Genomic DNA, 13,944 nt, shown 5'->3' with positions numbered 1-13,944 from the left:
GATATGGCAAATGACCGGTTAACGCCGCTTGACTTGCGCCGTTACCGATACGACCATTTTGACGGGGGTAATGAACTGCGACATGACACTTCCGGACACACTGCCTGACGCGCTGTCTGACATGCGCGCCGCGAACCTCCATCTGCAGGCGACGATCGATGGCCTGCGTCAGTCGCTGGAAGCGGCAGCGGCAGAAGCGGACCGGCGCATCACCCGGGCGCAATCTGACGAGGCGGCGCGGATCGGCGATCTGACGACCACCATCCACCAGATGCGCGATCAGCTGGAGGCCCAGCAGCAGACGCATGACCGCGCGCTGCAGGTCGAGCGCGCGGGCGCGCAGGCCGAGATCGGCCAACTGAAGGGCAGCATCGATGCCTTGCGGCTGACATTGGACAGCGAACGCCTTGCCGCCGAACAGGCTCGGCTGAGCATGGAAGCCGATCACGCACTCGAACGGCAGGCGCTGCAGCAGCAGATTCAGGCGCTGCGCGACCAGATGGAACAGATGATGGGGCACAGCGCAGCATGACACCTCCCGCCGCCGACACGCTGACCCGCCCGATGACCGACAGCCAGCGCACCGCCGCGCTACGCCGCACCGAAGTGCTGCTGGAGGTCACGCGCAAATGCGCGACGATGACCCAGATCGATGGCGTGCTCGCCATGCTGGTCGAGTTGACATCGCGCGAACTCAACTGCGATCGAGGCACCTTGTTCCTCAACGATCCCAAGACCGGCGAGCTCTATTCTCGGTTCGCGCAGGGCAGCCAGAGCCTGGAGATCCGCCTGCTCAACACTTCGGGGATCGCGGGCCATGTCTTCCAGACCGGGGAGTCCCTGCTGGTCGAGGATGCCTATGCCGATCCGCGCTTCAACAGCACGGTCGATCAGCGCACCGGTTACAAGACGCGCAACATCGTCTGCGTCCCCGTGCGCACGCCGCTGGGCCAGATCATCGGCGTGATGCAGAACATCAACAAGCACGAGGGCGATTTCACCGGCGAAGACGTTTCCCTGCTCGAGGAAATGACCAGCCAAGCCACGGTGTTCCTGCAGAGCCTGCAGTCGATCGAGGAGATCGAGCAGGTCCGCGCCAAGGAGCTCGCTTTCCTGTCGATGATTTCGGAAATCAGCTCGGAAGTCGACCTGACACGGCTGCTTCAGCGCGTGGTGGCCGAAACAGTGCGGATGTTCGAAGCCGAACGCGCAACGATCTTCATCCATGACAAGGCGACAGACACCTTGTTCTCGCTGTTTTCGGCCGGTGGCAAGGTCAACGAAATCCGCTTCCCCTCCAGCGTCGGGATTGCAGGCACCGTGTTCACCACTGGGCAGAGCCTCAATATCCCGCATGCCTATGCCGATCTGCGCTTCAATCCCGCGTTCGACCGGCAGACGGGGTTCTTCACCCGCTGCATCCTGTGCGTGCCGATCGTCAACAAGCAGGGCGAGGTCATCGGCGTCACCCAGGTGCTCAACAAGAAGACCGGCGCGTTCACCGACAAGGACGAGCAGCAGCTCAAGACCTTCACCGGCCAGATCGCCATCGCGCTCGAAAATTCCAAGCTGTTCGACGACGTCCAGCGGATGAAGCTGTACAATGAATCCGTGCTGCAGAGCATGTCGAACGGCGTGCTGACGCTCGACCCGCTGGGCAAGGTGATCACCTGCAACCAGGCGATCGAGCGCATCTGGTCGTGCAAGGCCGCCGACATTCAAGGCAGGTTGCTTGCAGACTTGCTGGGCGAGGAAGGCGGCTGGATCCTGAACCGTATCGAGCGGGTCAAGCAGGACAAGGCCAGCGACGTGTTCCCCGATGCCGATGTCGCACTGTCCGGCGTCCACAAATCGGTCAACCTCACGATCATGCCGCTGGTGTCGGAGAGCGACGATTCCAAGCTCGGGTCGATGCTGATGGTCGAGGATATCAGCAGCGAAAAGCGCATGAAATCGACCATGTCGCGCTACATGGACCCGGTCATCGCCGCGCAGATGATGGATGGCGATGCGCTCGATCTGCTGGGCGGGGTGAGCGCCGAGGCGACGATCATGTTCACCGATGTCCGCGGCTTCACCACCATCACCGAGGAATATGGCGCGCAAGGGACGGTGTCGTTCCTCAACGAATATTTCAGCCTGATGGTCGATTGCATCACCGCGCAGGGCGGCATGCTCGACAAGTTCATCGGCGATGCGATCATGGCCTGCTTCGGCCTGCCGATCGCGCATGACGACGATCCGGATCGTGCTGCGCGTGCTGCGGTGAACATGATCCGCACCTTGTGGGAATGGAACGCGCAGCGCCGCGACAAGGGATTGAAGACCGTCGACATGGGGGTCGGCATCCACACCGACAACATCGTCTCGGGCAATATCGGCAGCCCCAAGCGGATGGACTATACGGTGATCGGCGATGGCGTGAACCTGGCCAGCCGGCTGGAAAGCGCGTGCAAGGCCTATTCCGCGCGTATCCTAGCGAGCGAGAGCACCGTCGCCAAGTTCAACGGCACCTACCGCATGCGCGACATCGACCTGGTGGTGGTCAAGGGCAAGACAGCGCCAGTCCGCGTGTTCGAGCTGCTCGATTATCACGACGCCCAGACCTTCCCGGCGATGCGCGACGTACTCGGCCATTTCGAGGACGGAATGATCGCCTATCGCGCGGCGCGCTGGGACGAGGCCATCGTGCGCTTCGAAAAATGCCTTTCGCTCAACCCCGGCGATGGTCTGTCGCGCACCTATGTCGACCGCTGCCGCCTGATGCAGGCTTCTCCGCCGCCAGGCGAATGGGACGGTGTCTGGGTGATGAAGGACAAATAGCGCTCCGGATCGGCGCAGCCTTTCGCAACGAACGGGCGTTTCGCGGGTTAGCTGTCGACAGCTCTCTTCCGGCGTCCACCGCTGCGCCCGTTTCCGTTGGGAATTAATGGGCAGAGCCTGGGCGCCTCCGTGCTAGGCGCAACCATGACCCCACCATCGCACGACGCTTCCGTCCGCTCCGTTCCAGACCAGCCCATCAGCACTCCGCCCGATCCGGTGGCACGGCGCAAACGGCGGCTGCGCATCGCACGCAATGTCGCGATCGGCGTGGTGGGAACCCTGTTTGCGATCTGGCTGATCCTGTTCATCACCAAGGGGCGGTTCCTCAAGGGGCCGGTCGAAGGCATCGCCTCCTCGCTTACCGAGCGCGAGGTCGCCGTGAAAGGCGACTTCCAGCTGTATTTCGCACCCTTCAAAATCAAGTTCCTCGCCGAAGGGCTGACGGTTTCGAATCCCGATTGGGCAACCCGGCCCTATCTGTTTACCGCTGAGCGGGTCGACACCCGCATCGCGCCACTGGCGCTGCTGCTGGGCAACTGGCGATTTTACTGGCTCGACCTGACCGATGGCGCGGTCGATCTCGAATGGAATGCCAAGCGCACCGCCAACACCTGGACCTTCGACAGCAGCGGCGATGCCAAGCCGCTGGAACTGCCGACGATCGATCGCGCGGTGCTGCGCGACACGACGGTGCGATATCGCGACCCTGTGCTGCAATTGCTGACCGATCTCGATTTCGCCTCTGTTAAATCCAACGATGCGAAGATCGGCGAGGCAGTGCGGTTCACCGGCGATGGCACGCTGCGGGCGACACCGTTCACGCTCAAGGGCGCGTTGCTGACCCCCGATGCCACGGTGCAGCGCGGGCAGAACAAGCTGGAGCTGCAGGCGCGCGCGGCCAACAACGTCATCGATATCGCGGGCACCCTGCCCAGCCTGGCCGATATCGAGGGCGTTCCGCTCTCCACCAAGGCCCGCGGTCGCAATGCCGCCGAGCTGCTGAGCATCATCGGCGTCATCATCCCGCGAACGCGCATCTACAAGCTGACCGCGACGCTGGTGAAGCGAGACCGCGAATACCGGTTCACCGGCCTCAAGGGCACATTCGGGGCGAGCGATATTGCGGGCAAGTTCACCGTCGATATGGCGGGCGACCGCGTCCACATGGATGCGGACCTCGCGACGAAGACACTCGATATCATCGATGTGTCACCCTTCATCGGGTACAATCCGGATGTCGTCGCCGCCCGCGGCGTTCAGGCAGCCGCCGCAGAAAGCGGCGCAGCCCCTGCCCGGCTGCTGCCCAATGCCAGCCTGCGGGCCGAAGGGCTGCGCGCGTTCGACGCGGATGTCCGCTACACGGCGGCCAGGCTGCGATCGGACAGCATCCCGATCAGCGACATTTCGGTCACCGTCGATCTCGACGATGGCATGCTCAAACTCTCGCCGCTGGCGCTGACCATGGCACGGGGCAAGCTGACATCGGACATCGCCATCGACTGGCGGCGGCGGCCGGCGCGCACGCGCTATGACATCCGCCTCGCCGCGACCCCGATGGCGCGTTTGCTCAGCGGGTTTGGCGTGGCCGAGGCCGGCACCACCGGCACGGTCAAGGGCCGCATTCAGCTGACGGGCGATGGCGATGCCTTGCACGATTCCCTGGCCACAGCATCGGGCCGCATGGCGTTCGTGATCCCCAAGGGCACGTTCTGGACCCGCAATGTCCAACTGGCGGAGCTCGATTTCGGGACTTTCGTGCAGAAGATGTTCGAGGACAAGCTGAAGCAGCCGGTGCAGATCAACTGCGGCCTCGTCGCGTTCACCGTGCGCGGCGGCGCGGCAGCGGCCGACCCGATCCTGATCGACACGACGAAAAACGTCATCACCGGGCGCGGCGGTTTCAGCTTTGCCACCGAGCAGATGAACATGGCCTTCCGCGCGGATGGCAAGAAGTTCAGCCTGGTCTCGGGCCAGTCGCCGGTACAGATCGGCGGCTATTTCTCTGCCGCGAAGCTGAACGTGATCAGCCCCGAACTGCTGGGCCGGGCTGGTGCCGGGCTGGGACTGGCCGTGCTGGCTGCCCCCCCAGCCGCGCTGCTCGCCTTTGTCGATGTGGGCGATGCCAAGTCCGCCGCGTGCGGCCCGGTACTGCAGGGCGCGACCGCCGCCGGACAGCGCACCACCAAGGGCAAGGCACGTGACGATGTCGGCAATGGCAAGAGCGCAAAAACGGGCCAGAAGGATGACAAGAAGTTCCTCGGCATCTTCTGACCCGCCTACAAAAAAGGCGGCGCAGGGGTTAACCCGCGCCGCCCTGTGGAGGTCAGAGGAAAAGTCTTACATCAGACCGAGGTTCATCACCTTGGTCCAGGCGGCAACGAAATCTGCCGCAAACTTCTGTTCGCCATCGCTCGCGGCATAGACTTCAGCCACCGCGCGCAGTTCCGAGTTGGAACCGAACACCAGATCGACCGGGGTCGCGGTCCACTTGAACGTGCCCGACTTGATGTCGCGGCCTTCGTAAAGCCCGGCATCGGTCGGCGACTTGGCCCACTTGTTGTTCATGTCGAGCAGGTTGACGAAGAACGCGTTGTTGAGCTGTCCCGGCGTCGCGGTGAACACACCGTGCTTGGCACCACCGGTGTTGGCATCGAGCGCACGCAGGCCACCCACCAGAACCGTCATTTCCGGCACCGTCAGGCTGAGCATGTTGGCGCGATCGACCAGCATGTCCACCGGCGACATCACGCTGCCCGCGGCATAATAGTTGCGGAAGCCATCGGCCGTGGGTTCGAGCTGTGCGAACGAGTTCACATCGGTCTGGGCCTGGCTGGCATCACCCCGGCCCGGCTTGAACGGGACGGTCAAGCTGTGACCGGCCTTGGCTGCTGCCTGTTCGATCGCCGCATTACCCGCCAGCACGATCAGGTCAGCCAGCGAAATCTGCTTGCCACCCTTCTGCGCCTTGTTGAACGATGCCTGGATACCCTCTAGCTTGCTAACCACCTTGGTGATTTCCGCCGGATTGTTGACCGCCCAGTCCTTCTGCGGGGCCAGCCGCACGCGACCGCCATTGGTGCCGCCGCGCATATCGGTGTCGCGATAGCTCGCAGCCGCCGCCCAGGCGGTGCGGATCAGCTCGGGACCGGTCAGACCGCTGCCCAGCACCTGCGACTTGAGCGATGCGACATCATTCGCATCGACCAGAGGGTGAGTCACGGCCGGAACCGGATCCTGCCAGATCAGATCGACCTTGGGTGCGTCTGCTCCCAGATAGCGGGTGCGCGGGCCCATGTCGCGGTGGGTCAGCTTGAACCATGCGCGGGCAAAGGCGTCGGCAAACGCATCGGGGTCCTTGTGGAACCGTTCGGACACCTTGCGGTAGCCCGGGTCCATCTTCATCGACAGGTCGGTCGTGAACATGATCGGCGCGTGGCGCTTGGTCTTGTCATGCGCGTCGGGGACCAGGTTGGCGGCGTTCTTGTCGCTGGGGATCCACTGGATCGCGCCTGCCGGGCTGCGCGTCTGCACCCAGTCGAAGGCGTAGAGGTTATCGAAATACTGGCTGGTCCAGGCGATCGGGTTGACCGACCATGCGCCTTCCAGGCCGCTGGTGACGGTATCCACGCCCTTGCCGGTGCCGCACTTGTTGGTCCAGCCGATGCCCTGCTGCTCGGTCGGCGAACCTGCGGGGTCCGCGCCGATGCACTCCTCGGGCTTGTGCGCGCCATGCGCCTTGCCGAAGGTGTGGCCCCCCGCGATCAGCGCGACGGTTTCCTCATCATTCATCGCCATCCGGCCGAAGGTTTCGCGAATGTCGGCCGCCGCTGCCAGCGGATCGGGGTTGCCGTTGGGGCCTTCGGGGTTGACGTAGATCAGGCCCATCTGGACAGCCGCGAGCGGCTTTTCCAGCTGACGGTTGCCGTGATAGCGATCGGCAGCGAGGAACTTCTTCTCGCGGCCCCAATAGACCTTGTCGGCTTCCCAATCATCGGTACGGCCGCCGGCAAAACCGAAGGTCTTGAAGCCCATCGATTCCAGCGCAACGTTGCCGGTCAGCACCATCAGGTCGGCCCAGCTAATCTTGCGGCCATACTTCTGCTTGATCGGCCACAGCAGGCGGCGGGCACGATCGAGATTGGCATTGTCGGGCCAGCTGTTGAGCGGCTCGAAACGCTGCTGGCCGCCACCCGCACCGCCGCGGCCATCGGCCACGCGATAGGTGCCGGCGCTGTGCCAGGCCATGCGGATGAAGAACGGGCCGTAATGGCCGTAATCTGCCGGCCACCAATCCTGCGAGGTGGTCATCAGCGCTTCGATGTCCTTCTTCACCGCGGCGATGTCCAGCGACTGGAATTCCTTGGCGTAATCGAAGTCAGCGCCCATCGGGTTCGATTCGCGGGCATGCTGACGCAGCGGGGTGAGGTCGAGACGTTCGGGCCACCAATCCTGGTTGGTGTTCGCGGCAGCCGGATTGACGGGCATGGCCGCCTGGGTGCCTGCCGTCTCGGCGAAGGCCGAGGGGGCAGAAAGGGTGAACGCCAGTAAGGCAAACACGGACACAGAGGTACGAGTCATGGGATTTCAGTCTCCTGCAAAGCGGCGGTTTGGCCGTTCATTCGACGTTAAGCCCAGACTGGGTGATCGGGAAAACTGAAATTCCTGATCTATGTTAGTGAAAGATTAGATCACCGCACGTGACGGCCGTTCCATCGAACGCGCCGCGACGTCCAAAAAACAGAACCCATATTCGTTTTTGCAGGCGGTCAGCGAAACAGCGCGCAGACAACCCCTGCCATCGGTGGGAATCGCCTGTGGCTGTGCCGTCGCACGCAGGTGCGGCAGCGCAGATCAGCCGCAAGCTTCAGCGATGTTACTGGTCTGCGCTGCTGTCTGCCGGCTTTTCGAGCATCGGAAACGGGATGCCCAGCTGCTCCAGATAGGTGGGGTAGCGCGCCGGATCATAGTAATGCTTGCTCAACTCGGGCTTGTAGCGCGCCATGATGTCCGCGTTGATCTCGATCGCCGGCTTGTCGTTGGCGCCGATCATCGGCACATACTGCTGCGCCTTGGTCTGGACATTGGTGAAATAGTCCTTCGCCGCCTGGCGCAGCTTGGCATCGGTGAGGATATCCAGGCTGGTCATGGCCACGACCTTCGCACCCGCCACCACGCCCTTGTGCGCGATCGGGGTCGCCATGGCGATTGCATCGGTCCAGTTATGCCCTGGCAGATCGGGAATGTTGGCCGGATAGCGGATGGTGATCGTGGGGACGGTCCAGGACACGTCGCCGATGTCGTCCGATCCGCCACTCTTGGGCTCCGCCAGGGGCGGCTCGAACTTCTTGAGCTCGACGGCAAGGCCTTCCTGCTTTGGCGCCTTTGCATTGAGCTGCACCAGCTTGGCGAACGCCTGTTCGTCGACGGTCCATTTGGGCAGCCCGACCTTCTGGATGTTCGCGTTCGCCGCCTCCGCAATCGGCCGGTTGAAGTGCCGCGGCGCCGCGGTGCCGATGATCCGGCGCGTGACCGTCGTTCCGGTCATCTTGGCGGCGCCTTCCGAAATCTCATTGCCGATATCGAAGCTGTTCTGGATTTCCTTGAAGCCCTGTTCGCGAAAGAAATACCAGACCGACGCCACCGACGGCACGACATTGGGCTGATCGCCGCCATCGCTGATGACGTAATGCGAACGCTGCTCGGGCCGGAGATGCTCGCGCCGCATGTTCCAGCCCATGTTCATCAGCTCGACGGCGTCGAGCGCGGAGCGACCACGCCATGGCGCGCCGGCCGAATGGGCGCTTTCGCCGTTGAACGTGTATTCCACCGAGACCAGACCGGTGCCCATGGGCTGGCCCCATGCCGTCTCGAGATTGCTGCCGACATGCGTGAAGATCACTGCATCGACATCCTTGAACACGCCATCGCGCACCATGAACGCTTTGCCCGCGACCAGCTCTTCGGCGACTCCGGGCCAGAGCATCAAGGTCCCTGCGATATTGTGCCGCTTCATCAGGTCCCTGACCGCGAGCGCCGCGACGATATTGACCGCCTGGCCCGAGTTGTGCCCTTCGCCATGCCCCGGCGCCCCCGCCACCAACGGCTCGCGCCAGGGCACGCCCGGCTTCTGGTTGGCTTTCGGGATACCGTCGATGTCGCTTCCCAGAGCGATCACCGGGCCACCGGTGCCGTGGGTCCAGGTGGCCACCCAGCCGCTCGGCAATCCGGCAACGTTGCGCTGGATCGTGAAGCCTTCCTTCTCGAGGAGCGCGGTCAGATATCGGGCGGTCTCGAATTCCTGGAATGCCAGTTCGCTGAAGCTGAACAGCGAATCATTGATCTCCTGCGCCAGCTTGGCCCGCGCCTCGATTGCCTCCACGGACTGGGACTTGAGCGCACTGACGGGCGGTGCCGCGAACGCGGCTGGCGCTGCCGCGCAGCCTAGCAGGCATGCCAAAGCCCAGATAGCCGACCTTTGATTGAACATGCTGCCCTCCCGTTGCGATGAACCCCCATTGGTATCGCTCCACCCGGCAAAAGCAATGCGTTGCGCTCAGGGAGTGTGTGCGCAGAGCAGAAAACCGGCTGCTGATGGGTGAGCCACCGCTCCGGATCGGACCTCAGGGGAGCAGCAGCGAGGAATCCCCGTAGGAATAGAACCGGTATTCGTTTTCGATGGCGTGCGTATAGGCCGCTTTCATCACATCCAGCCCCATCAGCGCCGAGACCAGCATGAACAGGGTCGACCGCGGCAGGTGGAAATTGGTCATCAGGCCGTCGATTCCCTTGAAGCGGTAGCCCGGCGTGATGAAGATCGCGGTGTCGCCCTCGAACGGGTGGATGATGTTGTCCGTGTCGGCAGCGCTCTCGATCAGGCGCAGCACGGTGGTGCCCACCGCGATGACCCGGTTGCCGCGCGCGCGCACCGCGTTCAGCCGGGCGGCGGTCTCGGCATCGATCCGCCCCCATTCGGCGTGCATCTGGTGGTCGGCGGTGTCATCCGCCTTGACCGGCAGGAATGTGCCCGCGCCGACATGCAGCGTCAGCGTGGCATGCTCGATCCCGGCTGCGGCCAGCTCGGCCATCATCCGATCGGTGAAATGCAGCGATGCGGTGGGCGCTGCGACCGCGCCGTCCTTTTGCGCAAAGCGGGTCTGGTAATCCTCACGATCGGCTTCGTCGATCGCGCGCTTGGCGGCGATATACGGCGGCAGCGGCATGGTGCCCGTGCGCTCGAGCAGCAGTTCCACCGGCTCGTCGCCCTGGAACGCCAGCGTGATCGAACCATCGTCGCCGCGCGCTTCGACATCGGCCAGCACGCCTGCGCCGAAATCGACGACATCGCCCACCCGCAGCCGCTTGGCGTTGCGGACGAAGGCCTGCCAGCGGCGCAGATCGAGGCGCTTGTGCAGCGTCGCGCCGATCCGCGCCTGCCCCTCCAGTTTCACGCCCTCCAGCTGCGCAGGGATGACGCGGGTGTCGTTGAACACTAGGCAATCGCCGGGCGCCAGCAGGCGAGAGAGATCGCGGACCGTGGCGTCGGCCATGCCATCTGTGCGCACGCACAGCATCTTGGCCGCATCGCGCGGGCGCACCGGACGCAGGGCTATGCGTTCGGAAGGAAGGTCGAAATCGAAATCGTCAACGCGCATCGCGCGCCCCTAGCACCAATGCGCTTTCCGGCGAAAGCCGGAATCCTGGCGCGATGTTGCGCTATCCGGTTCCTGGGCTCCGGCGTTCACCGGAGAACCGGAAATGTTCAGTTCTTGATCGGCGCGTTGAGATCATCCACCGAAATCGCGCGTTCCGCCGGCTTGGCCGCTGCGGCGAAATTGGGCTGCGGCTTGTTCTGCGACTTCAGCGAGGCCTGCAGGATGCGGGCCGGCTCCGAGGGCGGCTCGCCGCGCGGAATGGCGTCGACATATTCCATGCCCGAAAGCACGCGACCGAAGTTGGTGTAGCTGTTGTCCAGCGAGAAGCGCGGATAGAACACGATGAAGAACTGGCTGTTGGCGCTGTTGGGATCCTGCGCACGGGCCATCGACAGGCTGCCGCGCAGATGCGGGAACTTGTTGAACTCGGCCGCGACATCGGGAAGGTCCGATCCGCCCGTGCCGGTGCCAGTCGGGTCACCGGTCTGCGCCATGAAACCCTCGATCACCCGGTGGAAGATGATGCCATCGTAAAAGCCCTGCCGCGTGAGCGTCTTGATCCGCTCGACATGGTTCGGGGCGATTTCGGGGTAGAGCTGGATGGTCACGCGGCCACCGGTCGACAGGTCGAGAAACAGGATGTTGTCGGGATCGGCCTTGTCGGGGGTCGGAACCAGCGGCGCTGCAAGCACCGAGGCATCGGCGGCGTTGTTGTCGCGCTGATCCTGCGCTTCCTTCTCGGCGTTCCGCGCAGCCTTGCGGGCTTCCTTGCTCTTGTCCTCGGAGGCCTCTGCTTCGGCCTTCGCAGCCTTGCGGGCTTCCTTTTCGGCAGCCTTGGCGATCCGGTCCTCTTCCTTCTGCGCTTCCTTGGCCGCCTTTTCGGCTTCCTTTTCCTGCTCCTTGCGGATCTTCGCCGCTTCCTTCTCGGCCTCGCGCGCGACGAGTCCGGCTGCCTTGTCAGCCTCCAGCTGCGACTGGCCGGCCGTCGTGGCGTCCTGCGCTTGGACGGTCATAGGGGCTAGCAGCATCGGGATGAACGACAGGGCAGCAAGCGATTTGAAGATGTTGGGCATATAACCGGGCATTCCTGTTCCATTCAGCCGGGGTGGCGCAGCTGGGCCTGCCCCGTTTCGGGCACGGCTATAGCTAAAGCATCTGAGCCTGTCATGAATGAACTTGGGGGCCGCGCGCTGTGCGCTGCGTCACCCCTTCAGCCCGGTTTCGCGCACGCGGCTTTCGACATCGACCCGCACCGCATCGGTCACGAACCGGTGGATCTGCCCGCCATAGATCGCGATTTCCTTGACCAGGCGCGAGGCGATCGGCTGCAGCGAAACATCTGCCATCAGGAAGACGGTCTCGATCCGGTCGTTCAGCTGGCGGTTCATCCCGGTGAGCTGATATTCATATTCGAAATCGGTGACGCCGCGAATCCCGCGGATCACCACCGAAGCGCCCTGCGCCTCGGCAAAATCCATCAGCAGCGAACTGAAGCCCACCACCGTGATGTTCGAATCCTCGATATTGGCAACCTCGCGGCGCACCATCTCCATCCGCTCATCATCGGAGAACATCGGGCTTTTGGCGATGTTGGTGGTGACGCCGATGATCAGCCGATCGACCAGCTTCGCGCCGCGCCGGATGATGTCCATATGGCCCAGAGTGATGGGATCGAACGTCCCCGGATAAACCCCTATGCGCATCGGCCTGCTCCTTTGGTGCCGCTGTTGCGGTCAGTTGTCGCGTTCGACGATATAGCGGGCCAGTGCGCGCAGCAGATCGGCCTCGCGTCCATAGCTGGCAAGATGGCCTACCGCCTGATCGACCAGGAAAAAGGCCTGTTCGCGCGCGCGCTCCAGCCCGAGCAGCGACAGGAACGTCTCCTTGCCCGCCGCCGCATCCTTGTGCAGCGCCTTGCCCGCGAGTGCCTCGTCGCCGACCTCGTCCATGATGTCGTCGGCAATCTGGAAGGCAAGGCCGATGTCGCGGGCATAAGCGCGCAGCGCAGTGCGGCCCTCGATCGGCACATTGCCCAGAATCGCGCCCATCTCGACCGAAGCGGCAATCAGCGCGCCGGTCTTCAACCGCTGCAATTTGGTGACGGTGGGCAGATCAAACCGCGACTTTTCCGCCTCCAGATCCATCATCTGGCCGCCCGCCATGCCATTGGGGCCGCTGGCCTCTGCCAGCGTCATGATCAGCTCGGAGCGGATGAACGGCTCGGGGTGCGATTGCGCGCCGGCCAGGATCTCGAAGGCCAGGGCATGCAGCGAATCCCCTGCCAGCACCGCGACCGCATCGTTGAACGCCTTGTGCACCGTCGGCTTGCCGCGCCGCACATCATCGTCATCCATGCATGGCAGATCGTCATGAATCAGCGAGTAGACATGGATCGCCTCGACCGCGCAGGCGACGCGGACCGCCAGTGGCCGATCGACATTGAACATCGCTGCCGTTGCCGTGAGCAGCAACGGGCGAACGCGCTTGCCGCCGCCGATCGCCGCGTGGCGCATCGCTTCATACAGCACGGCCCGCGGATCATCCGGCACAGCCAGCAACGCATCGAAACACGCGTCGACGTCCTGCGAAATCTGGCGGAACGCTTCGGACAGCATGGTGTCGTTGATCGTCGTGGTCATCGTCTCTGCTCCCCTGCCCCGGTCTCGTCGCCGGATTGTCTGCCTGCGCGCATGCTCAAGCCGTCAGCCGGCATCGAAGGGCATGGTGCCCGCCGCCTGACCATCGGATCCGACGCGAATCTTCTCGATCCGCGCCTGTGCCGCGTCGAGGCGCTTCTGGCAGTGGCCTCGCAAAAGGTCACCGCGTTCGTACAGGCTGATCGAGGCATCCAGCGGAACATCGCCCGATTCCAGCTGGCGCACGATGACCTCCAGCTCCTTCAGGGCATCTTCGAACGACAGATCGGCGGGAACGGCATTGGCTTCAATCATGCACACAGCTTTGACCGCTGGCCTGCGCGTGGTCAAGGCGATTGCAGATGCGACTGCCCGACCGGGGCTGCAGTTTCATATGTTGCAACTGCGAAGAAATTAATTGCATTTGCCAGATTTCCTAGCCTTTGACATGTTGCATTGCACAATAACAGAGGATGATGACGGCAGTTCAATTCCAAAGAACAGGGACCAACATCATGAAAAAGCACAGCCTTCTCGTTCTTCCCTTCGCCCTGATGGCACTGCCCGCAGCCGCGCATGCCGCCGAGCCGGAGCACGTCACCTTCGAACATGCCGGCGACCGTTATGTCTACACCGTCAAGACGGTGGGCAATCACAAGATCATCGACGGCACCGAAACCCGCTCGGGCAAGCGCTTCACCCTGCGCGTTTCGGACAAGCGCGTCACCGGCACCGTTGGCGACAACGAAGTCCGCTTCCACCGCAGCGCGGTCACGCCGCTTGCCGAAACCGAAACGGCCAGCGACCGCTGACACCCTGACGCGGGTTCGTCG

11 protein-coding genes are annotated in these 13,944 nt (G+C 63.4%); 4 read left to right on the top strand and 7 right to left on the bottom strand.

The window, feature by feature from the left end:
• Positions 1-82 precede the first annotated feature (82 nt).
• The 3 genes from LI72_RS00215 to LI72_RS00205 all read left to right on the top strand — a co-directional run bounded on the left by LI72_RS00215 (position 83) and on the right by LI72_RS00205 (position 5,094).
• Positions 83-532, top strand: coding sequence for a hypothetical protein (locus LI72_RS00215; protein ID WP_156139416.1), 450 nt, complete (start codon positions 83-85; stop codon positions 530-532).
• A complete protein-coding gene (locus tag LI72_RS00210) occupies positions 529-2,823 on the top strand; it encodes an adenylate/guanylate cyclase domain-containing protein (protein ID WP_231562310.1) in 2,295 nt (764 codons plus the stop codon). The genes LI72_RS00215 and LI72_RS00210 overlap by 4 nt, the downstream gene beginning before the upstream one ends.
• 144 nt (positions 2,824-2,967) lie before the next feature.
• Positions 2,968-5,094 (top strand): AsmA family protein, encoded by a 2,127-nt coding sequence (locus LI72_RS00205; RefSeq protein WP_081984479.1) that lies wholly within the window; start codon positions 2,968-2,970, stop codon positions 5,092-5,094.
• Positions 5,095-5,160: 66 nt separating this feature from the next.
• On the opposite strand, the gene katG is transcribed toward LI72_RS00205, so the two are convergent.
• The 7 genes from katG to LI72_RS00170 form a co-directional block, all read right to left on the bottom strand.
• Entirely contained in the window at positions 5,161-7,401 is a 2,241-nt protein-coding gene (gene katG, locus LI72_RS00200; protein ID WP_033923906.1) for a catalase/peroxidase HPI, read from the bottom strand.
• 295 nt (positions 7,402-7,696) lie between these two features.
• Positions 7,697-9,310 (bottom strand): amidohydrolase, encoded by a 1,614-nt coding sequence (locus LI72_RS00195; protein ID WP_033923905.1) that lies wholly within the window; start codon positions 9,308-9,310, stop codon positions 7,697-7,699.
• A 133-nt stretch (positions 9,311-9,443) separates the two neighbouring features.
• Entirely contained in the window at positions 9,444-10,475 is a 1,032-nt protein-coding gene (queA, locus tag LI72_RS00190) for a tRNA preQ1(34) S-adenosylmethionine ribosyltransferase-isomerase QueA (RefSeq protein ID WP_033923904.1), read from the bottom strand.
• Between the two features lie 107 nt (positions 10,476-10,582).
• Positions 10,583-11,317 carry a peptidylprolyl isomerase gene (locus LI72_RS20670; protein WP_443018101.1) on the bottom strand — a complete coding sequence of 245 codons (735 nt, stop codon included), beginning with the start codon at positions 11,315-11,317 and terminating at the stop codon, positions 10,583-10,585.
• A 360-nt stretch (positions 11,318-11,677) separates the two neighbouring features.
• Positions 11,678-12,178, bottom strand: a complete 501-nt coding sequence (gene coaD / locus LI72_RS00180) for a pantetheine-phosphate adenylyltransferase (protein WP_033923903.1) — start codon at positions 12,176-12,178, stop codon at positions 11,678-11,680.
• Between the two features lie 30 nt (positions 12,179-12,208).
• Positions 12,209-13,114, bottom strand: coding sequence for a polyprenyl synthetase family protein (locus LI72_RS00175; protein ID WP_033923902.1), 906 nt, complete (start codon positions 13,112-13,114; stop codon positions 12,209-12,211).
• 63 nt (positions 13,115-13,177) lie between these two features.
• Positions 13,178-13,426, bottom strand: coding sequence for an exodeoxyribonuclease VII small subunit (locus LI72_RS00170; RefSeq protein WP_033923901.1), 249 nt, complete (start codon positions 13,424-13,426; stop codon positions 13,178-13,180).
• 200 nt (positions 13,427-13,626) lie between these two features.
• Between LI72_RS00170 and LI72_RS00165 the strand changes: the two genes are divergently transcribed.
• On the top strand, positions 13,627-13,923 hold the full coding sequence (locus LI72_RS00165; RefSeq protein ID WP_033923900.1) for a hypothetical protein: 297 nt from the start codon (positions 13,627-13,629) through the stop codon (positions 13,921-13,923).
• Positions 13,924-13,944 lie beyond the last annotated feature (21 nt).

The sequence above is a fragment of the Sphingomonas sp. 35-24ZXX genome (genome assembly GCF_000786215.1).
Classification (GTDB): Bacteria; Pseudomonadota; Alphaproteobacteria; order Sphingomonadales; family Sphingomonadaceae; genus Blastomonas.
Note: the sequence above shows the minus strand (reverse complement) of the source record. Positions and strands in the feature narration are given on the sequence as shown.

What these genes read in the sequence shown, in the direction of transcription:
- LI72_RS00215 (WP_156139416.1), top strand. Translation starts at nt 83, where the DNA reads ATGACACTTCCGGACACACTGCCTGACGCGCTGTCTGACATGCGCGCC.
- LI72_RS00210 (WP_231562310.1), top strand. Translation starts at nt 529, where the DNA reads ATGACACCTCCCGCCGCCGACACGCTGACCCGCCCGATGACCGACAGC.
- LI72_RS00205 (WP_081984479.1), top strand. Translation starts at nt 2,968, where the DNA reads ATGACCCCACCATCGCACGACGCTTCCGTCCGCTCCGTTCCAGACCAG.
- katG (WP_033923906.1), bottom strand. Translation starts at nt 7,401, where the DNA reads ATGACTCGTACCTCTGTGTCCGTGTTTGCCTTACTGGCGTTCACCCTT.
- LI72_RS00195 (WP_033923905.1), bottom strand. Translation starts at nt 9,310, where the DNA reads ATGTTCAATCAAAGGTCGGCTATCTGGGCTTTGGCATGCCTGCTAGGC.
- queA (WP_033923904.1), bottom strand. Translation starts at nt 10,475, where the DNA reads ATGCGCGTTGACGATTTCGATTTCGACCTTCCTTCCGAACGCATAGCC.
- coaD (WP_033923903.1), bottom strand. Translation starts at nt 12,178, where the DNA reads ATGCGCATAGGGGTTTATCCGGGGACGTTCGATCCCATCACTCTGGGC.
- LI72_RS00175 (WP_033923902.1), bottom strand. Translation starts at nt 13,114, where the DNA reads ATGACCACGACGATCAACGACACCATGCTGTCCGAAGCGTTCCGCCAG.
- LI72_RS00170 (WP_033923901.1), bottom strand. Translation starts at nt 13,426, where the DNA reads ATGATTGAAGCCAATGCCGTTCCCGCCGATCTGTCGTTCGAAGATGCC.
- LI72_RS00165 (WP_033923900.1), top strand. Translation starts at nt 13,627, where the DNA reads ATGAAAAAGCACAGCCTTCTCGTTCTTCCCTTCGCCCTGATGGCACTG.